We start from the raw sequence: 23,435 nt of genomic DNA, 5'->3' as shown, positions 1-23,435 counted from the left end.
GTATTCTCCTCCATACTCAAAAATTGACGGATTTTTCCTGACGATTGATATGGAGGAGTAACGTGAAGCTTTATATTTACGATCACTGCCCTTTCTGCCTTAAAGCACGCATGATTTTTGGCTTAAAGAACATCCCCATCGAGTTAAAAGTCTTGTTAAACGACGATGAAGCTACCCCGACAAAAATGATTGGCAAGAAAATGGCGCCAATCCTGCAAAAAGACGATAGTCGTTATCTACCCGAAAGCATGGATATCGTGCATTACGTCGATAAACTCGATGGCGAACCGTTAATTACTGGCAGCACTAACGCCGCTATTTCCGAGTGGCTGCGCCATGTGCAAAGTTATGTTCAGCAACTGACGATACCCCGCATTGCGAAAGCGCCATTCGATGAGTTTGCCACACCCGAAGCGCGTGCTTATTTCACCAAAAAGAAAGAGGCGATGATCGGTTCCTTTGCCGATCTTCTGACGCACTCACCGGGTCTTATCAAGAAAATCAGCGATGATTTGCGCAAGCTCGATAAGCTGATTGTTCAGCCCAATGCGGTTAACGGCGAGCTGTCAGAAGATGATATTCATCTGTTCCCGCTGCTGCGTAATCTGACGCTGGTTGCCGGAATTGAGTGGCCAAGCCGGGTTGCTGCCTATCGCGATAATATGGCCAAACAGACGCAAATTAATCTGCTGTCATCCCACGCCATTTAAAGATTGTTCATGGTTTTACGGCGGGTGATTCCACCCGCCTTCAACTTCTGGTTCATAAACACATTGTGCTGAATAAAAAATTAAGCCTTTTCCTGTAGCACTGCCTGCGCTGGTAGAACATCATGCTTTATGTCAGGATCTGTGACCAAAGCAGCATGTTAAGGAACTCCATGAAAAAGATAGTGTTAGCCGCAGCATTGATGCTGAGCGGATTAGTGGTGGGTTGTAACCAGCTAACGCAATACACCGTCAGCGAGCAGGAAATCAACCAGGCGCTGCATAAACGTAATAATTTTTCTAAAGACATTGGCCTGCCAGGTGTTGCCGATGCTCATATTGTTTTGACCAATTTAGCCAGTGCGATTGGCCGTGAAGAGCCAAACAAAATCACGCTGACGGGCGATGCTAATTTGGATATGACGTCACTTTTCGGTAACCAAAAAGCCAATATCAAGCTGAAATTGAAAGCTTTACCCACCTTCAATAAAGAGCAAGGCGCTATTTATTTGCAGGAAATGGAAGTGGTAGACGCCACCGTTGAGCCAGAAAAAATGAAGACGATTGTTCAGACTCTGATTCCCTATCTGAATCAGTCGTTACGGAATTACTTTAACCAGCAGCCCGCTTATATTTTGAGTGAAGACAACAGCACAGGCGAAAAACTGGCTAAGAAATACGCTAAAGGGATTGAAGTTAAACCTGGCGAGATTGTGATTCCTTTCACTGAGTAATCGGCTTTCCTGCGGGGAGAACACCTTCTCCCCGTGAAAATCTCAACGAAATGGGTGCAAAGCGAAACGTTTGCGCTTATCCTTTGTGCCCGGCATAAATCATCGTTATTTCCTTCCTACGCCGGAGCACTTTCATGACCGTACTACCTCAGGTATTAAAAATTCGCCGCCCAGACGACTGGCATGTTCACCTTCGTGATGGTGAGATGTTAAAAACGGTGGTGCCTTATACCAGCGAAATTTATGGTCGCGCGATTGTCATGCCAAATCTGGCGCCGCCTGTGACAACGGTTGAAGCCGCCATTGCTTATCGTCAACGCATTCTGGATGCGGTGCCTCAAGGGCATAATTTTGAGCCGTTGATGACCTGCTACCTGACTGACTCCCTTGACCCGAACGAAGTTGAGCGCGGATTCAACGAAGGCGTGTTTACTGCTGCAAAACTCTATCCTGCCAACGCAACAACCAACTCAAGCCACGGCGTGACCAGCACCGCCGCGATTTTACCGGTGCTTGAGCGTATGCAAAAAATCGGCATGCCTTTGCTTATTCACGGCGAAGTGACTCATGCAGACATCGACATTTTCGACCGTGAAGCACGCTTTATCGAAACTGTGATGGAACCGCTGCGTAAGCAACTACCTGAACTGAAAGTGGTGTTTGAACACATCACCACCAAAGACGCGGCACAGTATGTGAAGGAAGGAAACTCCTTGTTGGGCGCGACCATCACACCACAACACCTGATGTTTAACCGCAACCATATGCTGGTTGGCGGCGTTCGCCCTCACCTGTACTGCCTGCCAATTTTGAAGCGCAGCGTTCATCAGGAAGCGTTACGTGAGCTGGTTGCCAGCGGATGCGACCGCGTGTTCCTTGGCACGGATTCAGCCCCACACGCACGTCACCGTAAAGAAGCGAGTTGTGGTTGTGCAGGCTGCTTTAACGCTCCTTCGGCACTGGGCGCTTATGCGACCGTCTTTGAAGAAATGAATGCAATGCAGCATTTCGAAGCGTTTACTTCACTGAATGGCCCACGTTTCTACGGTTTACCGGTTAACGAAGAAACCATTGAACTGGTGCGTACTCCGGTACAAATGCCAGAAATCATTGAGACTTCTGACGATAGCATCGTACCTTTCCTTGCCGGCGAACAAGTCAACTGGTCAGTAAAATAATAAAATTTAATGCCCCCTGTTGCATACCTGAGAATATAACTGTATAAATATCCAGTATATTATACAGGGGGCTATTATGCGTATTGAAGTCACTATTGCCAAAACTACATCTCTGCCGCCAGGCGCTGTTGATGCGCTTGCCAATGAACTCTCACGCCGTATTACCCAGTATTATCCTGAAGACGAAAGCCATGTTCAGGTGCGTTATGCCGCTGCTAACAACCTTTCAGTGTTAGGGGCCAGCAAAGAAACTCGCGATCGTATTAGCGAAATATTGCAAGAAACCTGGGAAAGCGCCGACGACTGGTTTGCTGCGGATTAAAAACCATCCTGGAAGTGGCAAATTCAATGTTGTACCGCTGCTTTCATACCATCACCAAAATAATTTTCCCTCGTTATTTTTTATGCCGGGTGTCGGCATCCGGTTTTTTTATTGTTTAAATTTCACTCTTTAAATATTTCCCTTCCCGCTCACAACTCAGATTTGACTGATATCAACAAACATCCGCCTGCTTAAAAATCGTCCAAATACACGCTTTTATGTAAAAATTGTGTTGCAAGGTATTTATTTCTCCGTCGAATTAGCTTAATCATTGATATACTTAACTGGCTTCACATTAAACAAGCATTAAACCTCGCGAACCGTTGTCTTAAACACACGTATAAAAGGGGTTATGATGGAAAAAAATAGTGATGTTATCCAGACCCATCCCTTAGTCGGATGGGACATCAGCACCGTAGATAGCTATGACGCGCTGATGCTTCGCCTGCACTACCTGACCTCGAATACGCAAAAGAACGACGAAACTGAAATCGGTCAAACTTTATGGCTGACCACGGATGTTGCCCGGCAATTTATTTCTATTTTAGAAGCCGGCATTGCTAAGATTGAATCTAGTGATTACCAGGTAAACGATTATCGTAAGCATTGATTGCCGATGCTACCCAAATAACGCAAGGCACCGTTGAGGTGCCTTTTTTATTATTCAGGCCTCGCTTAATTGTCAGCCCGCGAGGAATTAATTACTCTGCTATATAATTTAATTTTTGCCAGAGGGAAGAAAAAGCACCATGCATTATGACCTTATCATTGTCGGTAGTGGTTCTGTCGGCGCAGCCGCCGGGTGCTATGCCACTCACTCCGGTTTAAACGTGTTAATGATTGATAGCCACCATCCTCCCCACCAGCAAGGTAGCCATCATGGCGATACACGTCTGATGCGCCACGCTTATGGTGAAGGGGAAAAATATGTCCCGCTGGTGTTACGTGCACAAAAGCTTTGGGATGCGTTGCAGGAGATCAGCGGTGAGAAAGTGTTCCATCGCACGGGCGTGATTAATCTCGGGCCAAAAGATTCAGCGTTTATCTCCACGGTACAAAGCAGCGCGCAAAACTGGTCATTGCCGCTTGAGACGCTCACAGCCCAGGAAGTGATGACGCGCTGGCCGCAAATCACGGTCCCGGAACAGTATCTTGGCCTGTTTGAGCCAGATTCTGGCGTATTGCGTAGCGAGCTGGCGGTGAAGACCTATATCCGTCTGGCAAATCAGGGCGGTTGCGCACAACTATTTAACTGCCCGGTGACGGACATTCGCCATACCGCTGAAGGTGTCGTGGTTCAGACGCCAGAAGGTGAATTTACCGCTGATAAACTTTTGGTCAGTGCCGGAACCTGGGTCACAAAATTGCTGCCAGATTTGCCGGTGACGCCGGTGCGTAAAATCTTTAGCTGGCACCAGGCTGATGGACGCTATAGCGAGAGCAATAACTTCCCCGCATTTACCGCCCAATTGCCTGATGGCAGCCAGTATTACGGGTTCCCGGCAGGTGAGGATAACGAACTCAAACTGGGCAAACATGATGGCGGGCAGATTATTAGCGAGCCACAGCAACGCAAACCATTTGGCGCCGTTGCCACTGACGGTAGTGAAGTGTTCAGCTTCTTACGCCAGATAATGCCAGGCGTCGGGGTTTGTATGCATGGCGCGGCCTGCACATATGATATGTCGCCGGATGAAGATTTTATTATTGATACCCTTCCGGATCATGACAACACGATGATCATCACGGGCTTAAGCGGGCATGGTTTTAAATTCGCTTCGGTACTGGGGGAAATCGCCTGTCAGTTTGCGCTGGGCAACGAGTCGAACTTCGACCTTAAGCCGTTTTCCCTTTCACGCTTTAATTCATTGAAATAAGAAACATGGGTGGATACGTTTGTATCCACCCACACAGATCACTCAGGATCCGGGATCCCTAATGTGGTGTTCAAAACCCCACGGGATTTATTGAAAATCTTATTGCCATTCTCACGGCCTGCACGTCGGCGACGTTGTTCCTCTGGCGTAAGCGCCAACTCTTCGCGGCAAATGTCACTACAGCAGCCAGCAAACTTCTCAGCGCAAGCTGGGCACTGAATAAACAGCAGATGGCAGCCGTCGTTTTTGCAGTTGGTGTGGCTATCGCAAGCTGTCCCACACTGATGGCAGTGGGCAATCACATCATCAGAAATGCGCTCGCCCATACGCTCGTCGAAGACAAAGTTTTTGCCGACAAAACGCACCGGGATACCTTGCTCACGCGCTCGGCGCGCATATTCGATAATCCCACCTTCGATGTGATAAACATTTTTGAAGCCATTATGCAGCATCCAGGCGCTGGCTTTTTCACAACGAATCCCACCGGTGCAATACATGACGATTTTTTTGTCTTTGTCGTCCTGCAACATATCGACCGCTTTCGGTAACTGTTCACGAAATGTGTCCGCAGGAATTTCCATAGCATCCTGGAAATGGCCCACTTCATATTCGTAATGGTTACGCATGTCGATAAACACAGCATCCGGGTCGTCGAGCATCGCGTTAACATCCGCGGCCTTCAGATAAGCGCCGACATTGCTGGCATCAAATGACGCGTCCTCAATGCCATCGGCAACGATACGGTCACGCACTTTCATGCGCAGTACCCAAAATGATTTTCCATCGTCTTCAAGGGCGATATTCAGACGCACGCCATTGAGCGCAGGATGGAATCCGTAAAGTGTTTCGCGGAAGGCATCGACCCGACTTTGCGGAACGCTAATTTGCGCATTGATCCCTTCATGCGCGAGATACACGCGGCCAAAAACATTCAGCGCGGTAAACGCCAGATAAAGCGCGTCGCGCGTAGCTTGCGGCTCTTCGATAGTGAAATATTTATAGAATGAGATTGTGGTGCGTGGCTCGGTTTCAGCCAACATGCGCACGCGCAATTCATCATTCGATATGCGGTTGTGTAACACTGGCATGGTGTTCGCTCGGCAATCGTTGACAGGAAAAAAGTGGGCTGCATCATAAAGCAATTAACGTTAATTTACATCCCTGTATTTTACGCTACATTTTCCTCATTTATCCGCAACCGAAACAACAAACGGTGCAATATCAAACACTCTGCTACTGTTAATTTTGGCTGCCTCATATTTAATGTCACAATAGACTTACTCAAGAAGATCCGGCATTTGCCGTCACTATAGGTTTTACATGACGAACTTACCGCAATTCTCGCGCGCTTTACTTCATCCCCGGTACTGGGGAATCTGGTTTGGGATTGGCTTACTTTATTTAATTACCCTGCTCCCCTACCCAGTGATTTACCGACTTGGGCGTGGCCTCGGCAAACTCGCCAGGCGTTTTATGAAACGCCGCGTCAGAATTACCCGTCGCAATCTTGAACTCGCCTTCCCACATAAAACGGCGGAAGAGCGCGAGGTCTATCTGGATAAAAACTTTGAGTCCGTGGGTCTTGGCCTGATGGAAACCGGCATTGCCTGGTTCTGGCCAACCTGGCGTATTCAGCGCTGGTGCGACGTCAGCGGCGTAGATCAAATCCATGCGGTGCAAGAGGCCAAACGCGGCGTGCTGCTCATCGGTATTCATTTCCTGACGCTTGAACTTGGTGCGCGAATGTTTGGTATGAATACGCCTGGCATCGGTGTATACCGCCCCAATGACAACCCCCTTCTTGACTGGCTACAAACCTGGGGCCGGATGCGCTCAAACAAAAGCATGATTGACCGCAAAGATCTTAAAGGGATGATTCGTGCGCTCAAACAGGGCGAAATCATCTGGTACGCGCCAGATCACGACTACGGCCCGCGCGGCAGTGTTTTCGTCCCGTTCTTTGGCGTAGATGAGGCGGCAACCACCATGGGGACATACACTCTTGCACGTATGTCAGGTGCCGCGATTGTCCCGATGGTTCCACGCCGTAAACCGGACGGCAAAGGGTATGAGCTAATTATTCTCCCCGCAGAGTTTTCCCCGCCGCTGGAAACCCCGGAAGGCACGGCAATCTGGATGAACAAAATCATCGAGCAATGCATCATGATGGCCCCAGAGCAATATATGTGGCTACACCGCCGCTTCAAAACACGCCCTGAGGGTGTGCCTGCGCGCTACTAATCTCTCTCTATTCGATTAAGTCATAGGGCGACGCCAGGTCGCCCTAATTCGTTCTAAAATACGGTTTCAGAAACGTTGCCTCCCTGCCGCTTACAGGCGCATAATTAGCAAGGTAATAATTCCTCAGCACATCTTCTTTGCACCGAACTGGAGTTTTATGACTCTCCCCGAGAGCACTAGCACTATCAACTGGAAACGAAATCTTACCGTCGCATGGCTTGGGTGTTTTCTGACCGGCGTCGCATTCAGCCTGGTTATGCCTTTTCTTCCCCTGTATGTCGAACACCTCGGTGTGACGGGCCACAGCGCCCTGAATATGTGGTCGGGCATCGTTTTCAGCATTACCTTTCTGTTCTCTGCGATAGCGTCACCGTTTTGGGGAGGGCTTGCCGACCGCAAAGGGCGCAAAATAATGCTGCTGCGTTCCGCATTGGGTATGTCTATCGTGATGGTGTTAATGGGCTTTGCGAGCAATATCTGGCAATTTTTAGCTCTGCGCGCCTTGCTCGGTTTGTTAGGTGGATTTGTCCCTAATGCGAACGCGCTGATTGCTACCCAGGTTCCCCGTCATAAAAGCGGTTGGGCACTCGGCACACTTTCAACGGGTGGCGTAAGCGGTGCATTACTCGAGCCAATGATCGGCGGTTTTCTGGCGGATACCTACGGTCTTCGTCCGGTATTTTTCATTACGGCAGCCGTGCTATTTACCTGCTTCGTTTTCACACTTTTTTGTATTCGTGAGCAATTTACTCCGGTTCATAAGAAAGACATGCTGCACGCACGCCAGGTGCTCACCTCGCTGAAAAACCCAAAACTGGTGCTGAGTCTGTTTGTCACCACGATGATTATTCAGGTAGCGACCGGTTCGATTGCACCGATTCTGACGCTATATGTGCGTGAGTTGGCGGGGAATGTCAGCAACCTGGCCTTTATCAGCGGCATGATTGCCTCGGTGCCGGGTGTTGCAGCATTGATTAGTGCGCCGCGACTGGGGAAACTGGGTGACAGAATTGGCCCGGAGAGAATTTTAATTTGTGCGCTGGTGATTTCAGTGCTGCTGCTGATCCCAATGTCGATGGTACAAACGCCTTTGCAATTGGGCATATTGCGTTTCCTGCTCGGTGCGGCTGATGGCGCACTGCTTCCAGCCGTTCAAACCCTGCTTATTTACAACTCCAGCAACCAAATTGCCGGACGTATCTTTAGCTACAACCAGTCCTTCCGCGATATTGGCAACGTCACCGGGCCGTTAATCGGGGCAGCTGTTTCAGCCAGCTACGGCTTCCGGACGGTGTTTTTAGTCACCGCCTGCGTCGTCCTCTTCAATGCGCTTTACTCATGGATTAGCCTGCGCCGCCCGACCGATCGCACCCGTGTTTTGGAAGATTAACGCCCTAATCCTCTAAGTAATTCGAGTTGTATCGCGGCGGCAAGTGAAAGAATCTCCAGGAGCTTACTATAGTAAGTGACTGGGGTGAGTGAACGCAGCCAACAAAGAGACAACTCGAAGTTCGACGAGGATTAAATCTCATACTTGCAACTTTGCTAAGAGCGTCAACAATTAACTTGAAAATGCGCTGTAGCGCGCTCCCTGACCTGTAACAAAAGGAGATGAGTATGAGTCTGTATGCGACGCTAGAAGAGGCGATTGATGCCGCACGCGAGCTTTTCCTTGTAGACAACCCTGAACTTGATGAAGAGAGTGCCAGCGTTTCGCAGCTGAACATTCAGAAATACATTCTTCAGGACGGCGATATTATGTGGCAGGCCGAGTTCTTCGCTGATGACAGCGAGGACGGGGAATGTTTGCCGATGGTCAGCGGTGAGGCTGCGCAAAGTGTCTTCGACGGTGACTACGATGAAATCGAGTTACGTCAGGAATGGATTGAAGAAAATACGCTACATGAATGGGATGAAGGTGAATTTCAACTTGAGCCGCCTCTGGATACCGAGGAAGGGCAGACGGCGGCTGATGAATGGGATGAAAGATAACACCTATTCGTAAGGCCCGTGGCTGGCATCAATGGGCAATAATAGCGTGTCGAATACCAGAGAAAACGGTAAATCGAGCACGGTAATATAGCGCCATGCGCTGTCACGCACATCCCACTGCACACCGGGGTAATACTGATTACCATGTCCCTGCCCCGGAACTGCACGGCTGATAATACTGCCACACCCGCTCAGCACGCACGCCATCGCTATCACAACCATCACTCTTAACAAATTGTCTCTCCTGTTTTTCCGGCTGAGTATAACCGCCGGTTGCCTGAGCGCAAAAAAATGCCGACCCGAAGGTCGGCATTGATAACGCGTATTTCGCATTATTTCGTCGGCAGAGCCTCAGGGTTCAGGCTCACCGTTTTGTAGCTATCCACCCAGGAGGAATATCGCTCCGGGTTCGACCACACACGATAATGCAGACGAGACATCGTTACCGGGTCGCTTAACAGCACCAGACGACGATCGCGATTGAGTTTATCAGGCGTTTCGTTCAGCGCCTGCTCAACGTGACGGTCACGGGCGATTTCCAGCACCTGGCTTGCACGGTGACGCGCAGTAGCCATGGCGGTTGCCAGGGCGTTAAACGACGGGTTAAACACCGCGTGCATAAAGCCATCATCCAGCGTACGGCTGCGGTTGAGCTTCAGGTAGTTGTCGGTATCCACCAGCACCTGCGGAGGAGAATACTCTTCCGGGATCAGGAACAGTTTCCAGCGTTTGGTACGCAAACCGATGGTCGCACGACTCGAAATCACCGACACAAACGGCGACAGAATCAGTGAGAACACGATTGGCGCGAGCCAGAACAGGAAGCGTAAATCCAGCCATGCCATCCCCACCGCCCATACCAGACCCAACAGAAGCTGAGAACCGTGGCGCATAAACGCTTCGCCCCATGGTGTGGAGTCATCATCACGCTGCGGTGAATTCCATACCACTTCCCAACCGAGGAACGCGCTGACCACAAATACGGTGTGGAACAGCATGCGCACCGGAGCCAGCAGCACTGAGAACAGCACTTCAAGCAACAGAGAAGCCGTTACGCGGAAGAATCCACCGAACTCTTTCGAGCCTTTGCACCAAATCAAAATGATGCTCAGAAGCTTCGGCAGGAACAGCAACACCATGGTGGAGGCAAACAACGCGATCGCCAACTCCGGACGCCACTGCGGCCACACCGGGAACAGCTGGCGCGGTTGCAGGAAGTATTGCGGTTCCGTCAACGCATGCACCACCTGCAAGGCAGTCGATAACGCGAGGAACATAAACCACAACGGCGCGGACAGATATGACATGACGCCTGTCAGGAATACCGCACGGTGAACCGGATGCATACCTTTTACCAGGAACAGACGGAAGTTCATCAAGTTACCGTGGCACCAACGACGGTCACGCTTGAGTTCATCCAACAAGTTCGGTGGCAGTTCTTCATAAGAACCCGGCAAGTCATAGGCAATCCACACGCCCCAACCCGCACGGCGCATCAAAGCGGCTTCTACGAAGTCATGCGACAGAATTGAACCGGCGAATGAACCTTCACCTGGCAGTGGCGCTAACGCACAGTGCTCGATGAACGGTTTTACGCGGATGATCGCATTGTGACCCCAGTAGTGGGATTCTCCCAACTGCCAGAAGTGCAGACCCGCCGTAAACAGCGGCCCGTAAACGCGTGTTGCAAACTGCTGGCAACGCGCATACAGGGTGTCCATGCCAGACGCTTTTGGTGAAGACTGAATGATGCCCGCATTTGGGTTAGCATTCATCAGGCGCACCAGGTTGGTCAGGCAATCACCGCTCATTACGGAGTCAGCATCCAACACCACCATGTAGCTATATTGGTTGCCCCAACGACGACAGAAGTCATCAATGTTGCCACTTTTACGCTTCACGCGGCGGCGACGGCGGCGATAGAAAATCTGCCCTTCGCCCTGCACTTCGTTAATCAGCTCCATCCAGGCTTTTTGCTCGGCAACGCAGATATCCGGGTTGTAGCTATCGCTCAGGATGTAAACGTCAAAGTGCTGCTGTTGGCCCGTTGCTTTGACCGATTCCCACGTCGCACGCAGACCCGCAAAAACACGGTCTACGTCTTCGTTACAGATTGGCATGATAAGCGCGGTACGGTTCGCCGGATCAATAGGCTCATCGCCGACGGTTGACGCAGAGATACTGTATTTATCTTTGCCCATCAGCAGTTGCAGGAAGCCCATCAGCGCGGTCCAGAAACCGGCTGATACCCAACAGAACAGAATCGCAAACAGGATCAAGATGCCGGTTTGCAAGACATACGGCAGCAGTTGCATGAAGGACACCCACAAATCCTGGCCAATCATATCGGAAGGATTAATCAGCGCCCAACCCTGGTACGGAAGAATGGTCTTCATGTACCAGGTTGCGACCACAGTCTGAGAAATGGTCAGCAGCAACAGGATGTATCGACGGATGGTCCCGACGGTACGCCATTTCTGCTCGGCTTCAGCCTCTTCTTTCGACATGTAGCGAGGGTTAACTTCACGCCCACGTAAACGGTCCCAGAAACGACCAATCGGGTTGGTGCGCCACGGATCGGGGAACATAGAAGAACGCGTTGCTTTTGGCATCGCCTGCAACTGAGTGCGCCCTTCTTCATCCTCGATCAGCTGTTCACCACCGAGCGATCCAGGCCAGCTCATTTCGAGCCGGGCCTTTACCGAAGCTAAAGGGGAATCATCAGCTCTGTCATAGTGGTGCCCTTGCGCGTCGAGCGCGTCGAGCGCCTCGTGCACCGCTTGCAGACTCGATGCAGGAAGCGCCGCCTTCTGCTCAGCAGAAAGCGCAAGTGCATCAATGTAATCAGACGCAGTATCAGTAATCTTATTCATTGGCAGGTAGCTGGTAGCTCCAGGTTTCGCTCAACGTTTGGTCACCATTGACCAGCGCTGCACGCATTTCAGTCGGCTTCTTGTCGTCTTTGACTTTCACACGTACGGTCAAACGCCAGCCTTTAGTGACCGGGTTATAACGTACCTGGCTGTCAACGATTTCACCGTTGTCACCAATGCTGGTTTGCGCAGTAACCGGTGTGTCTTGCGGCAGTTTTTTCATGTCCGCACCGATATAATCCACAACAAACGCAATCGTGCCGTCAGGCTGACGAATCAGATTTGACTGTTTCACATCACCTGTTGAGCGACGAGTCTGCGCAACGTATGCGTTATCAGGCGCATGCATTTTGTCTTCATCACGACTAAAGGTAATGGTGTACTTAAAGTTCATCTCTTTGCCTGGTTCCGGCAGTTGATCCGGTGTCCAGTAAGCAACGATGTTGTCGTTGGTTTCGTCATTGGTAGGGATTTCCACCAGTTCGACGCGACCTTTACCCCAATCACCTTGTGGCGCAACCCAGGCACTTGGGCGCTGATCGTAACGATCGTCTAAATCTTCAAAGCGAGAGAACTGACGGCCACGTTGCAGCAAACCGAATCCAACTGGGTTTTCTGTCGCAAACGAGCTGACAGCCAGGTGTTTCGGGTTGTTCAGCGGACGCCAAATCCACTCACCGTTCCCGGCATGAATAGACAGACCGTTAGAGTCATGCAATTCAGGACGGAAATTTGTAGCAGGTGAAGGCTGGTTTGGCCCAAACAGGAACATACTGGTCAGTGGTGCCACGCCCAGTTTGCCGACTTTATCGCGCAGATAAACTTTCGACTGCACGTTAACGACGGTGTCACGCCCAGGGGTAATCACAAAGCGATACGCACCCGTTGCACGTGGGGAGTCGAGCAACGCATAAAGGGTCAGCGTTTTATCGCCAGCTTTCGGGCGTTCAATCCAGTATTCACGGAAACGTGGGAACTCTTCGCCAGAAGGCAAAGCCGTATCGATAGCCAAACCACGAGCAGACAGGCCATAAACCTGACCTGAGCCAATCACACGGAAATAACTCGCCCCGAGCATGCTGACAATTTCGTCGTTCTTATCTTTGCTGTTGATCGGATAGAGCACTTTGAACCCGGCAAAGCCGAGATCTTTCACGGTGTCTTTATCGTGTTTTACATTACCGAAATTAAAGTAATCCGGGTTGTACTTGATCTTATGAACCGCTGTTGCTGTCACTTCATTGATAGCAACCGGGGTGTCGAAGTACATACCCTGATGATAAAATTCAAGCTTAAATGGGGTCTTTAACTTGCTCCAGTAGGCTTTGTCATGATTGAACTGGATCTGCTGATAGTCCGCATATTTCATGTCGCGGAAGAGCGATGGCAGATTGCTTTTCGGTGCTTCGTAGCTTTTGCCCGCTAATGTTTTCGCTTGTTTTGCGACATCATCGATGGTGAAGGCCCAAACCGAGGTGGTATAAAGTGACAGCATTACAGCGGCACCAAGCCCACACATTTTCATCATTTTTAGTTTATGTTTCATATTAACCAGCACATCCCCCTTTGTGTGCTTAAATCAATCCAATCCATTTTAATGGAAACTTCTGCTTTCCGACAACCAATTACCCGCATTGTTCAGCGCGGCGGCTCAGCCTTTAAGCAAAAAAAGACAACTGCTTACGCTTTCAGAGTGCATCCAGGAGACAGGATGTCACGGTTAGTGTAGGGTTGCCACGGAATTGATACCGTTCGGGACTTCAAGCCTATTGGGATATGTTCTTAAGGATAAGGCGATTCGTCCGATAATGTCTGGAGTATTATGAGTAAAGCACCACAGCAACGCGAGTTTTTCCTGGATTCAATTCGGGCCTGGTTAATGCTTTTAGGCATCCCGTTCCACATCTCGCTCATCTATTCAAGCCACCAATGGCACGTCAACAGCGCCGAAGCCTCATGGGGATTAACCCTTTTCAATGACTTTATACACGCCTTCCGCATGCAGGTGTTTTTCGTCATTTCAGGCTATTTCTCTTACATGCTTTTTTTGCGCTACCCGCTTAAACGCTGGTGGAAAGTGCGTGTGGAGCGTGTTGGTATCCCGATGTTAACCGCCATTCCACTGTTAACTCTGCCGCAATTTTTAATGCTGCAACAGGTGAATGATAAAGCCAAAAACTGGCCCGGCCTGACCCCTTACGAAAAGTACAACACGCTGGTGTGGGAACTGGTTTCTCACCTGTGGTTTTTATTAGTGATGGTCGTGCTGACTACCGTTTGTTTATTTTTGTTTCAACAAATGAAAAAACGTCTGGCTGATACCTCAGAAAATAATCAATCCGCAATCACTTTAGGAAAGCTCTCAATCGCGTTTCTGGGATTCGGTATTTTATACGGCGCCATTCGCCGCACGATTTTTATTATTTATTCGCCAATTTTAAGCGATGGTTTATTTAATTTCGTGGTCATGCAAACGCTGTTTTACCTGCCATTCTTCATGCTCGGTGCGTTAGTGTTTGTTCGCCCCCAGCTAAAAGCGCTGTTTACGACCCCTTCGCGATGGTGCGCAGTGGGTGCTGCCCTCGCCTTTGTCGCCTATTTGCTCAATCAGCGTTATGGCAGCGGCGATGCGTGGATGTATGAAACAGAAAGCGTGATTACGATGGTGATGGGCTTGTGGATGGTTAATGTGGTGTTTTCACTTGGCCATAAATTGCTTAACTTCCAGTCAAAGCGCGTCACCTATTTCGTCAATGCCTCGCTTTTTATTTATCTGGTGCACCATCCGTTAACGCTGTTTTTCGGCGCATACATCACGCCGCACATTCATTCAAACGCGTTGGGCTTTATAACCGGGCTAATTTTTGTCGTGGGAATTGCAGTCGCGCTTTATGAAATCCACCTGCGAATTCCCTTGCTGCGCTTCTTGTTCTCCGGCAAACCGCAGAATGTGGCAGTGAAAGTTTCGTAGATCGGATAAGCGCCAGCGTCATCCGACACAAATTTCACAGTAGCCACTCAATCGGCAACCTGTAAACCAATCTCACCAACACCCGCTGCCAAAAGCGGGTGTGCGGTTCTTTCTTCCAGACAAACTCTTTGTCATCGCTAGTTTCAACCCAATTCACTCGCCCCCAACGGTCTAAACGCAGCGCCCATGCAGCTTCTTTCTGGCTCTGCGTAAACCGTTGGTGAATGTTCAGTGCCAGCGCTTCGCTCTCAATCACAAACCCCATTTCGGTATTAAGCATCGCGGAGCGCGGGTCAAAATTGAACGAGCCAATAAACACTTTTTGCTTATCGACGCTGAAGGTTTTGGCATGCAGGCTGGAACCTGAATTACCGGTCAAGCCACGGTCACGCAGCCTGCGAGGATTATCATTTTCAGGTTTTAATTCATAAAGCTCGACGCCATGGCGCAGGAGCTTTTTCCGCCAGCGTGCATATCCCGCATGAACAACCGCAACATCATTGGCAGCCAGCGAGTTCGTCAGAATCGCGATTTTCACTCCTTTACGCACCAGGCCTAACATTTGCGCTACACCGGCGCGAGTTGGCACGAAATAGGCGGAAATAATGTCTATTTCCTGCTCCGGCATACCTATCACATTCATCAGGCGCTGGGGTAATAGCGTGTGGTTACGCGCCCTTCCCTGCCCTTTACGCGGGTCATCGCTCAGTAAACGCGTCTTTGCCCAGTACATTTCGAGGGTTCGGGAAACCAGGTTAGTCGCAAACTGGCTGGTTGTGAGTCGATCAAGATAGCGTCGCGCCTTCGGATCATCACGCCAGTCGTCAGGCAGCTGCACACGGTTATGCAAAACATCGGGGTCAACATCCAACACTTTTTCCAGCGTCGAGACACACTGACTGTTCCAGTAGCGTTCAAAATCCTGGCTCACTTCGCCGACGACCGGGCCGATAGCCAACACGTCTAAATCTGAAAATAGCGGTTGTTTACCCACGCCGAAGTAGGCATCACCCACGTTACGACCACCGATAATCGTCGTTTCGCCATCAACGGTGAACGACTTATTGTGCATTCGGCGGTTGAGCCGGGCAAAATCAGTCAGATAACCGATGGCGCGAAACAGGCGAAATGAAAAGGGATTAAACAGCCGGACTTCAATCTGCGGATGAGAATTGAGTAATTTTAAAATGTCATCCAGACCATTGGTGTTGTTATCGTCGAGCAACAGGCGAACCTTCACGCCGCGCTCTGCCGCCGCCAGTAACGCGCTAAATAACAGCCGCCCCGACATATCGTCCTGCCAGATGTAGTACTGAATATCGAGCGTTTTCTCCGCCATACCGCACAGTAAATAACGTGCTGCAAATGCGTCGAGGCTATCAGCAAGCGGATGGATACCACTCAGACCTGGGTGCTCAGCAAGCGTGGGGGTGATCGCCTTTCCCAGGCGTGTAGCGTGATGGTTTTTCAAATTAGAGTTGGGCAAGAAGCTGTTGATATATTTGCGTATTTTCGTCGTCAAAACAGACAAAAATCACCTGTTCCGGTAACGGACGCAGGCCGATATAACGATAAACAGTATCAATGGCTATTTTTGCGGCCTCATCTTTTGGATAACCGTAAGCCCCCGTGCTAATTGCCGGAAACGCAATCGTGCGATAACCATTGGCAGCCGCTAAGTCCAGGCAGTTGCGATAGGTTTGCTCAAGCAATTGGGCTTCGTGCTTTTCGCCGCCCTGCCACACCGGGCCAACGGCATGAATGACGGCTTTAACAGGAATATTTCCGGCTTCAGTAATCACCGCATGTCCAGGCGCACATTCGCCCTGTTGGCGCACAATCACTTTACACGCTTCAAGTATCGCAGGCCCCGCTGCACGATGAATCGCACCATCCACGCCGCCGCCCCCCATCAGGGATGAATTCGCCGCATTGACAATCACATCAACCTCGACGCGGGTGATATCACCTTGTATCACCGACATTCTTTCACTCATTGGGAAACCTCCAGTTAGTCTTTGATAGTAGTCTAAACTTACCGAACAGCAGACGTATATCACTTCCTAAGGATTTATCACCTTCATCTATCCCAGCTTTTTTCTCGTTAACTACAACAAAGTTTCTTCCTTTCAGGAGAGATTCTATGGCTAGTGAAGCGCAAAAAGTCGGGCTAGTCCCGGTGATGTTAATGGTTGCGGGAAATATTATGGGGTCGGGTGTTTTCTTACTCCCGGCAAACCTCGCCGCCACCGGTGGGATTGCTATTTTTGGCTGGATGGTGACGATAGTCGGCGCAATATCGTTATCAATGGTGTACGCCAAAATGTCCTCGCTCGATGACAGCCCCGGCGGTTCTTACGCCTACGCGCGTCGGGCGTTTGGCCCCTTCCTCGGCTATCAAACCAACCTGCTTTACTGGCTGGCGTGCTGGATTGGTAATGTCGCGATGGTGGTGATTGGTGTCGGCTATCTCAGTTACTTCTTCCCGATGTTAAACCAGCCGTGGCCGTTGACCGTAACCTGTATCGCTATTTTGTGGCTGTTTGTCGGGCTGAATATTATTGGCCCGAAAATGATCACCCGCGTGCAGGCGGTCGCCACGATTCTGGCGTTAATTCCGATTGTTGCCGTTGCCGTTCTGGGGTGGTTCTGGTTTAAAAGTGATACCTACATGGAAGCGTGGAACGTCAGCGGCAAAGGCACTTTTGGTGCGATTCAAAGTACTTTGAGCGTCACGCTGTGGTCATTTATTGGTGTTGAAAGTGCGTCAGTCGCCGCCGCTGTAGTCAAAAACCCTAAACGCAACGTCCCGATTGCCACCATCGGCGGCGTACTCATCGCCGCGGTTTGTTATGTGCTTTCCAGCACCGCCATTATGGGCATGATCCCCAACGCCGCCCTGAAAGTCTCCGCTTCACCGTTCGGCGATGCCGCGCGCATGGCGATGGGGCCATTGGCAGGCGCAATTGTTTCGTTTTGTGCCGCAGCCGGTTGTTTAGGTAGCCTCGGCGGGTGGACATTACTGGCAGGCCAAACGGCAAAAGCCGCTGCCGATGACGGATTATTTCCACCCATTTTTGCCAAAGTGAATAAAGACCAAACGCCCGTTGCTGGCCTGCTCATCGTCGGCGTGCTGATGACTATCTTCCAGCTCGCCAGTATCTCCCCTGATGCCACTTCGCAGTTCGCCGTGGTTTCCTCGGTCTCGGTCATCTTTACCCTGGTGCCCTACATTTATACCTGTGCGGCGTTAATGCTCGTCGGTCAGGGGCATATGGGTAATCAACGCCTCCCGTTCCTGTTTATTACGCTGATTGCTTTTGTTTACTGCATTTGGGCGGTGGTCGGTTCGGGCGCGACAGAAGTGATGTGGTCGTTCGTTGCCATCATGGTGATTACCGCGATGTACACCGTTAACTATAACCGTCGCCATAAAAACCCCTACCCGCTGGATAAACCCGTGGCTAACGATTAACTGGAGCTGGATATGCTTGATTTAGGCACGCATCAAAAACGCAAAATTCTGGTGGTCGACAGCAGTATTCAGGACGTTAACACCACCAATGGACGTGCAGTGGCAGAGCTTATCGAGGCGCTGGAAGAAAATAACTTTGCCGTGATTTCAGCGGCAACCTTTGACGATGGCATCGCGACGGTGACATCCGATGCCTCGCTGTGCTGCATCTTTGTTGACTGGACTTCCGGCGGCAATGACGACGAATCCCACAGCCAGGCCTTTGCGCTGCTGCAAACCATTCGGCGGCGCAATAAGAGTGTTCCGGTGCTGTTAATGGCGGAACATTCGTGCGTCGATACGTTAACACTCGACTCCATGCGGCTGGTGAATGAATTTGTCTGGATGCACGAAGACACTGCCGAATTTATTGCCGCGCGCGCCCGCTCTCTGATTCAGCGCTATTACCAGCAACTGCTGCCGCCGTTTACTCGCGCATTGTTTAATTACACGCTGGAAAATCCGGAATATTCATGGGCCGCACCGGGCCACCAGGGCGGCGTGGCGTTTACCAAATCGGCGGTCGGGCGTGAATTTCTCGACTTCTTCGGCGAGAATTTATTCCGCACCGATACCGGTATCGAACGCGCCGCCATGGGGTCATTGCTCGACCACAGCGGGCCGATCAAAGCCTCAGAAACCTACGCTGCCGAAGTGTTTGGGGCGCACAAAAGCTATTCAGTATTAAACGGCACCTCCGGCTCCAACCGCGCCATTATGCAGGCGGTAGTAGGCGAGTTTGAAATCGCGCTCTGCGACCGTAACTGCCATAAGTCTATTGAACAAGGCTTAGTGATGACCGGGGCGCTGCCAGTTTATTTCGTGCCAACGCGCAACCGCTTCGGCATTATCGGCCCCATTCCAAAACGGCAATTCACGCCAGAAAGTATTCGGGCGGCGATTGACGCCAACCCGCTGAAACACGAAGTGGTGAGTGATAAACCGGTTTACGCGGTAGTCACTAACTGTACCTACGACGGCATGTGTTATCACGCCGAAGCGGCGCAAGAGCTACTGGCGCAAAGCGTCGATCAGATTCACTTTGATGAAGCCTGGTACGCTTACGCACGCTTCAATCCGATGTACAAAGGCCGCTTTGCGATGCGTGGCGAGCCGAAAGATTTCGATAGCACTGGGCCAACCGTTTTTGCCACTCACTCCACGCACAAGCTGCTGGCGGCTCTGTCGCAATCTTCCTACATCCACATTCGTAACGGCAAAAAACCGGTTGAGCACTCGCGCTTTAATGAGTCATACATGCTGCAGGCCACCACCTCACCGCTGTATGCGATCATCGCCTCCAACGAAATTGGCGCGGCGATGATGGATGGCGGCCAGGGCGAAGCGTTGACGCAAGAGGTGATTGTCGAAGCGGTCGATTTCCGCCTAGCGCTGGCAAAAGTGCATGCAGCATTTGCCAAAAACAACGACTGGTTCTTCTCACCGTGGAACGCACCGACCATCACCGATACTGCGGGAAATGAAGTGCCGTTTGTCAAAGCGTCACGCGAGCAGCTCACTACCGACCCCGCTTGCTGGACGCTAAAACCGGGTGATAAATGGCACGGATTTGATCAACTCGAAGACGACTGGTGTTTGCTCGATCCAATCAAAGCCGGGATTTTAGCCCCTGGCATGGGCGATGACGGCAATCTGCTGGAATCTGGAATACCTGCGGCAATGGTTACGGCGTATCTTGGCGAGCGCGGGATTGTGCCGTCGCGCACCACCGATTTTATGGTGCTGTGCCTGTTCTCCATCGGTGTTACCAAAGGGAAATGGGGCACGCTAATTAACGTGTTGCTGGAGTTCAAAACCGACTACGACAACAACACGCCGCTCAAACGCTGCCTGCCGGACTTAATCAGCGCCGACGCTGCACGTTACGCAGGAATGGGGCTGCAAGACTTGTGCGATGAAATGTTTAATTACATGAAAACCAGCCAGATGGACAAACTGCAAGCCGAGGCGTTTGGCAATATTCCCATTCCGGTGACGCGCCCGCGCATCGCCTTCCAGCAGCATATGGCGGGCAAAGCCGACCATTTACCTATCGACCAGTTACCCAACCGTATTTCGGCAGTGGGCGTGATTCCTTATCCACCGGGAATACCGATTGTGATGCCGGGTGAAAGCTTCGGCGATGCAGAGGGCCCATGGCTGAAATACATAAGCAGCATCGCGCAATGGGGAGAAAAATTCCCCGGTTTTGAGAAAGAACTGGAAGGGGCCGAACTGATTGACGGGGTTTATCACATTTGGGCATTGAAGCAGTAAAAATGCTTTAAAAACCGGTGGATGACGCGGCACTTATCCACCCAACTAAATATTCTGAAACCGCGTAGGTCGGATTAGCCGCAGGCGTCATCCGACAAAATCACCAACTCCGCGCCAAAATTCGCGGGAAATGGCTGCTCGCCGCAACAAGCGATAAGCCGGTCTTCAACGGTAACGTGATGTAAAAAGCGGTCTGGCGGGCATAACGTCTGGAGCGGCAAACGGAGCTGCTCCATTTGCCAGACCGTTCCCCCGCGCTGTTTAAGCACCGCTTCATGCGCCGTCCACAGCCGCCAGAACTGCGGGATGTGTTCCACTTCTGGCAAAGATTCCAGCCAGTCGCACAGGCTTGTGTCAAAGCTGTGGCGGGCAATCGCCATAAAACGCGCGCGCGGGCGGATTATTTCAAGATCACAGCCGACATCCCCTTCCCCCACCAGCACAGCGACACTTTTGCCGCTATTGCTGATATTAAATGCAGGCAATTGCGGGTGATGCGGTTTACCTTGCGCGCTGCGTTCCAGCTGAGGTAACGGGCCATTATTGAGCAGCATTGCCAATAACACTCTGGCCGCGATCCACTCATCCCGGCGACGCCCGCCAGGTGCGTCCTGTAGCCATTCAGCCGCCAGCCAGCGCGTAGCCAGCGCATCATCTTTCAGTTGGGCAACGTCACCCACCGCAAGGTGATAACCGTTTACTGCCAACGGCGCAGCACCAGTGAAGTGTTGATACCACCGAAGGCGAAGTTATTGCTTTGCACAAATTCAGTGTCGATTTTGCGCGCTTCGCCGATGATGTAATCCAGTTCACCGCAGGCTTCATCAGGTGAAGTTAAATTCAGCGTTTCAGCAAACCAGCCTTCGCGCATCATTTCGATACTCATCCACGCTTCCAGCGCGCCACAAGCCCCCAGCGTATGACCGAGATAGCTTTTCAGCGATGAGATTGGCGTGCGAGCGCCGAAAACCGCCGCCGTGGCGTGGCTTTCGGCAATGTCGCCGCGATCGGTGGCAGTGCCGTGAGCATTAATGTAGCCAATATCACTGGCCGTGAGTCCGGCTGAACGCAGGCCGCGCTCAATGCAGATTTGCATGGTTTCTTTCTGCGGCTGAGTGATATGTGCCGCATCACAGTTGGTGTGGAAACCCACAATCTCGGCGTAGATCGTCGCGCCACGCGCCAGCGCGTGATCCAGATCTTCAAGGATCAATGTGCCAGCACCTTCGCCAATCACCAGCCCATCACGCTGCACATCGAAAGGAGATGGCGTGCTTTTTGGCCGCTCGTTGCGCTGGCTGGTCGCAAATAGCGTATCGAAAACCGCCGCTTCCGATGGGCATAACTCTTCTGCACCACCCGCCACCATCACGGTCTGGTAGCCGTGACGAATCGCTTCCCACGCATAACCAATCGCCTGGCTGCCTGATGTACACGCACTTGAAGTGGGGATCACGCGCCCGCGCAAACCAAAGAATAGCCCGGTGTTCACCGCAGCCGTGTGCGGCATCATCTGCACGTAAGTGGTGCCGGTGATATTGCGCGTGTGTTTCTCGGTCAGCATGGTGGCAAATTCGCTCACCGGGCCGGTACTGCCGGTAGAAGAACCGTAGGCAATACCGGTTTCGCCGCCGGTTAAAATCGGGTCATCCAGCAAACCGGCCTGGATGAGCGCAAGCTCGGTTGCACGTGTGGCAAGCAATGAAACGCGGCCCATCGCCCGGATGCGCTTGCGGGTGTAGTGCTCAGGCAAAACAAAATTATCGACAGGAGCGCCGAGCATCGTGTTCAGCCCGTCATAAATTTGCCATTCCGGCATCTGGCGTACAGCGTTTTTACCCGACTTCAAGCCCGTCGCCACATCCTGCCAGCTTTCACCAAACGCAGTGACACCGCCCATTCCAGTCACTACAACACGCTTAATCACAACATACCTCCATTGATGGAGATAACCTGGCGCGTCACATAACCCGCCACGGGTGACATCAAATAACGCGCAAGCCCAGCGACTTCTTCCGGCTGGCCCATACGCTGCAATGGAATCAGGCGCATCGCTTCGGTTAACGCGGCCTCTTCCATTTCAATCATGCCGGTGTCAATCAAGCCAGGCGCGATGCAGTTCACCGTGATTTTGCGCTTCGCAAGCTCAATGGCCAGCGCTTTGCTGGCACCAATAATGCCCGCTTTTGCGGCGCTGTAATTCACCTGCCCACGGTTGCCCATCAGACCTGAAACCGACGAGAGTGTGATAATTCGCCCACCCGCTCGCAGGCCGATCATCGGCATGACGCACGGCTGGATAACGTTATAAAAGCTGTCGAGATTGGTGCGCATGACGCCATCCCAATCGTCATCGCTGAGTGCCGGGAACGCGCCATCACGAGTGATACCCGCGTTGTTCACCACGCCCCAATATGCACCGTGCTTTTCAATATCAGCTTCGATGACGCTGCGGCATTGTTCACGCTCGGAGCTGTCAAATTGCATGACGCGACCTGTTCCGCCCTGAGCGTTAATCTCTTCAAGCGTTTGCTGTGCGCCCGCTGCGTCGCGATGGTAATGCACCACTACCGCAAATCCATCGGCGGCAAGCCCCAAAGCAATAGCCTTGCCAATTCCCTTACTGGCCCCGGTGATTAATACCGTTTGTGTCATCTTGCTGCCATCCCATTAAAATAATTTCTTTATTTATTATCAGATTAATTCTTTTTGTAGGGTGGATAAGCGTCAGCGTCATCCACCGTTTTCG

General features: G+C 51.3%; 21 protein-coding genes. 12 read left to right on the top strand and 9 right to left on the bottom strand.

Annotation, left to right across the window (positions count from 1 at the left end):
- Window positions 1-62: 62 nt before the first annotated feature.
- The 6 genes from grxB (at window position 63) to solA (ending at window position 4,818) form a co-directional block, all read left to right on the top strand.
- The gene (gene grxB, locus GBAG_RS07065) at window positions 63-710 is read left to right on the top strand and encodes a glutaredoxin 2 (protein WP_034494493.1); all 648 of its coding nucleotides are present in this window, start codon (window positions 63-65) and stop codon (window positions 708-710) included.
- 170 nt (window positions 711-880) lie between these two features.
- Complete coding sequence (locus GBAG_RS07060) at window positions 881-1,441, top strand: lipoprotein (RefSeq protein ID WP_034494492.1); 561 nt, start codon at window positions 881-883, stop codon at window positions 1,439-1,441.
- 134 nt (window positions 1,442-1,575) lie between these two features.
- The gene (pyrC, locus tag GBAG_RS07055; protein ID WP_034494490.1) at window positions 1,576-2,619 is read left to right on the top strand and encodes a dihydroorotase; all 1,044 of its coding nucleotides are present in this window, start codon (window positions 1,576-1,578) and stop codon (window positions 2,617-2,619) included.
- 76 nt (window positions 2,620-2,695) lie between these two features.
- Window positions 2,696-2,941 carry a DNA damage-inducible protein I gene (gene dinI, locus GBAG_RS07050; protein ID WP_034494488.1) on the top strand — a complete coding sequence of 82 codons (246 nt, stop codon included), beginning with the start codon at window positions 2,696-2,698 and terminating at the stop codon, window positions 2,939-2,941.
- Between the two features lie 355 nt (window positions 2,942-3,296).
- A complete protein-coding gene (bssS, locus tag GBAG_RS07045; RefSeq protein ID WP_034494486.1) occupies window positions 3,297-3,551 on the top strand; it encodes a biofilm formation regulator BssS in 255 nt (84 codons plus the stop codon).
- Between the two features lie 139 nt (window positions 3,552-3,690).
- Window positions 3,691-4,818, top strand: coding sequence for an N-methyl-L-tryptophan oxidase (gene solA, locus GBAG_RS07040; RefSeq protein WP_034494485.1), 1,128 nt, complete (start codon window positions 3,691-3,693; stop codon window positions 4,816-4,818).
- 38 nt (window positions 4,819-4,856) lie between these two features.
- Here the strand turns inward: solA and trhO are convergent, their stop codons facing one another.
- Window positions 4,857-5,906: an oxygen-dependent tRNA uridine(34) hydroxylase TrhO gene (gene trhO / locus GBAG_RS07035; RefSeq protein WP_034494484.1), complete on the bottom strand. Its 1,050-nt coding sequence runs from the start codon at window positions 5,904-5,906 to the stop codon at window positions 4,857-4,859.
- Window positions 5,907-6,138: 232 nt separating this feature from the next.
- On the opposite strand from trhO, the gene GBAG_RS07030 reads away from it, so the two are divergent.
- The 3 genes from GBAG_RS07030 to GBAG_RS07020 all read left to right on the top strand — a co-directional run bounded on the left by GBAG_RS07030 (window position 6,139) and on the right by GBAG_RS07020 (window position 9,051).
- The gene (locus GBAG_RS07030; protein WP_034494482.1) at window positions 6,139-7,059 is read left to right on the top strand and encodes a Kdo(2)-lipid IV(A) acyltransferase; all 921 of its coding nucleotides are present in this window, start codon (window positions 6,139-6,141) and stop codon (window positions 7,057-7,059) included.
- Between the two features lie 157 nt (window positions 7,060-7,216).
- On the top strand, window positions 7,217-8,449 hold the full coding sequence (gene mdtG / locus GBAG_RS07025) for a multidrug efflux MFS transporter MdtG (RefSeq protein ID WP_034494481.1): 1,233 nt from the start codon (window positions 7,217-7,219) through the stop codon (window positions 8,447-8,449).
- A 227-nt stretch (window positions 8,450-8,676) separates the two neighbouring features.
- Window positions 8,677-9,051, top strand: coding sequence for a MysB family protein (locus GBAG_RS07020; RefSeq protein WP_034494480.1), 375 nt, complete (start codon window positions 8,677-8,679; stop codon window positions 9,049-9,051).
- Window positions 9,052-9,054: 3 nt separating this feature from the next.
- Here the strand turns inward: GBAG_RS07020 and GBAG_RS07015 are convergent, their stop codons facing one another.
- The 3 genes from GBAG_RS07015 to mdoG form a co-directional block, all read right to left on the bottom strand.
- Window positions 9,055-9,273, bottom strand: a complete 219-nt coding sequence (locus GBAG_RS07015; protein ID WP_034494479.1) for a YceK/YidQ family lipoprotein — start codon at window positions 9,271-9,273, stop codon at window positions 9,055-9,057.
- A 110-nt stretch (window positions 9,274-9,383) separates the two neighbouring features.
- Window positions 9,384-11,924 carry a glucans biosynthesis glucosyltransferase MdoH gene (gene mdoH, locus GBAG_RS07010; RefSeq protein WP_034494478.1) on the bottom strand — a complete coding sequence of 847 codons (2,541 nt, stop codon included), beginning with the start codon at window positions 11,922-11,924 and terminating at the stop codon, window positions 9,384-9,386.
- The gene (gene mdoG, locus GBAG_RS07005) at window positions 11,917-13,452 is read right to left on the bottom strand and encodes a glucans biosynthesis protein MdoG (RefSeq protein WP_115631858.1); all 1,536 of its coding nucleotides are present in this window, start codon (window positions 13,450-13,452) and stop codon (window positions 11,917-11,919) included. The genes mdoH and mdoG overlap by 8 nt, the downstream gene beginning before the upstream one ends.
- Window positions 13,453-13,746: 294 nt before the next feature.
- On the opposite strand from mdoG, the gene mdoC reads away from it, so the two are divergent.
- On the top strand, window positions 13,747-14,895 hold the full coding sequence (gene mdoC, locus GBAG_RS07000; RefSeq protein ID WP_034494477.1) for a glucans biosynthesis protein MdoC: 1,149 nt from the start codon (window positions 13,747-13,749) through the stop codon (window positions 14,893-14,895).
- 34 nt (window positions 14,896-14,929) lie between these two features.
- Here mdoC and GBAG_RS06995 read toward each other — a convergent pair whose 3' ends face one another.
- Both GBAG_RS06995 and ymdB read right to left on the bottom strand, forming a co-directional pair.
- Complete coding sequence (locus tag GBAG_RS06995; RefSeq protein WP_051873653.1) at window positions 14,930-16,405, bottom strand: phospholipase D family protein; 1,476 nt, start codon at window positions 16,403-16,405, stop codon at window positions 14,930-14,932.
- Window positions 16,368-16,892, bottom strand: a complete 525-nt coding sequence (ymdB, locus tag GBAG_RS06990; RefSeq protein ID WP_034494476.1) for an O-acetyl-ADP-ribose deacetylase — start codon at window positions 16,890-16,892, stop codon at window positions 16,368-16,370. The genes GBAG_RS06995 and ymdB overlap by 38 nt, the downstream gene beginning before the upstream one ends.
- A 146-nt stretch (window positions 16,893-17,038) precedes the next feature.
- On the opposite strand from ymdB, the gene adiC reads away from it, so the two are divergent.
- Together adiC and GBAG_RS06980 are read left to right on the top strand one after the other, a co-directional pair.
- Entirely contained in the window at window positions 17,039-18,370 is a 1,332-nt protein-coding gene (adiC, locus tag GBAG_RS06985; protein ID WP_034494474.1) for an arginine/agmatine antiporter, read from the top strand.
- A gap of 12 nt (window positions 18,371-18,382) precedes the next feature.
- Complete coding sequence (locus GBAG_RS06980; protein ID WP_034494472.1) at window positions 18,383-20,686, top strand: Orn/Lys/Arg family decarboxylase; 2,304 nt, start codon at window positions 18,383-18,385, stop codon at window positions 20,684-20,686.
- A 74-nt stretch (window positions 20,687-20,760) separates the two neighbouring features.
- On the opposite strand, the gene GBAG_RS06975 is transcribed toward GBAG_RS06980, so the two are convergent.
- From GBAG_RS06975 to GBAG_RS06965, 3 genes are read right to left on the bottom strand one after another with little or no spacing between them, the layout of a single operon-like run.
- A complete protein-coding gene (locus tag GBAG_RS06975) occupies window positions 20,761-21,393 on the bottom strand; it encodes a 4'-phosphopantetheinyl transferase superfamily protein (protein ID WP_051873649.1) in 633 nt (210 codons plus the stop codon).
- Window positions 21,384-22,613 carry a beta-ketoacyl-ACP synthase gene (locus GBAG_RS06970; protein ID WP_034494470.1) on the bottom strand — a complete coding sequence of 410 codons (1,230 nt, stop codon included), beginning with the start codon at window positions 22,611-22,613 and terminating at the stop codon, window positions 21,384-21,386. The genes GBAG_RS06975 and GBAG_RS06970 overlap by 10 nt, the downstream gene beginning before the upstream one ends.
- Window positions 22,610-23,341, bottom strand: coding sequence for a 3-ketoacyl-ACP reductase FabG2 (locus GBAG_RS06965; protein ID WP_034494468.1), 732 nt, complete (start codon window positions 23,339-23,341; stop codon window positions 22,610-22,612). Before GBAG_RS06965 ends, GBAG_RS06970 begins: the two co-directional genes overlap by 4 nt.
- Window positions 23,342-23,435 lie beyond the last annotated feature (94 nt).

Source organism: Buttiauxella agrestis ATCC 33320, assembly GCF_000735355.1.
Lineage (GTDB): Bacteria > Pseudomonadota > Gammaproteobacteria > Enterobacterales > Enterobacteriaceae > Buttiauxella > Buttiauxella agrestis.
This window is presented reverse-complemented; position numbering and strand designations above follow the sequence as displayed.

Coding starts and splice junctions, on each gene's coding strand:
- pyrC (WP_034494490.1), top strand. CDS start 1,576: ATGACCGTACTACCTCAGGTATTAAAAATTCGCCGCCCAGACGACTGG.
- adiC (WP_034494474.1), top strand. CDS start 17,039: ATGGCTAGTGAAGCGCAAAAAGTCGGGCTAGTCCCGGTGATGTTAATG.
- mdoH (WP_034494478.1), bottom strand. CDS start 11,924: ATGAATAAGATTACTGATACTGCGTCTGATTACATTGATGCACTTGCG.
- GBAG_RS06965 (WP_034494468.1), bottom strand. CDS start 23,341: ATGACACAAACGGTATTAATCACCGGGGCCAGTAAGGGAATTGGCAAG.
- trhO (WP_034494484.1), bottom strand. CDS start 5,906: ATGCCAGTGTTACACAACCGCATATCGAATGATGAATTGCGCGTGCGC.
- GBAG_RS06980 (WP_034494472.1), top strand. CDS start 18,383: ATGCTTGATTTAGGCACGCATCAAAAACGCAAAATTCTGGTGGTCGAC.
- GBAG_RS07060 (WP_034494492.1), top strand. CDS start 881: ATGAAAAAGATAGTGTTAGCCGCAGCATTGATGCTGAGCGGATTAGTG.
- GBAG_RS07030 (WP_034494482.1), top strand. CDS start 6,139: ATGACGAACTTACCGCAATTCTCGCGCGCTTTACTTCATCCCCGGTAC.
- GBAG_RS07015 (WP_034494479.1), bottom strand. CDS start 9,273: ATGGTTGTGATAGCGATGGCGTGCGTGCTGAGCGGGTGTGGCAGTATT.
- mdoC (WP_034494477.1), top strand. CDS start 13,747: ATGAGTAAAGCACCACAGCAACGCGAGTTTTTCCTGGATTCAATTCGG.
- solA (WP_034494485.1), top strand. CDS start 3,691: ATGCATTATGACCTTATCATTGTCGGTAGTGGTTCTGTCGGCGCAGCC.
- dinI (WP_034494488.1), top strand. CDS start 2,696: ATGCGTATTGAAGTCACTATTGCCAAAACTACATCTCTGCCGCCAGGC.
- mdtG (WP_034494481.1), top strand. CDS start 7,217: ATGACTCTCCCCGAGAGCACTAGCACTATCAACTGGAAACGAAATCTT.
- ymdB (WP_034494476.1), bottom strand. CDS start 16,892: ATGAGTGAAAGAATGTCGGTGATACAAGGTGATATCACCCGCGTCGAG.
- mdoG (WP_115631858.1), bottom strand. CDS start 13,452: ATGATGAAAATGTGTGGGCTTGGTGCCGCTGTAATGCTGTCACTTTAT.
- GBAG_RS07020 (WP_034494480.1), top strand. CDS start 8,677: ATGAGTCTGTATGCGACGCTAGAAGAGGCGATTGATGCCGCACGCGAG.
- bssS (WP_034494486.1), top strand. CDS start 3,297: ATGGAAAAAAATAGTGATGTTATCCAGACCCATCCCTTAGTCGGATGG.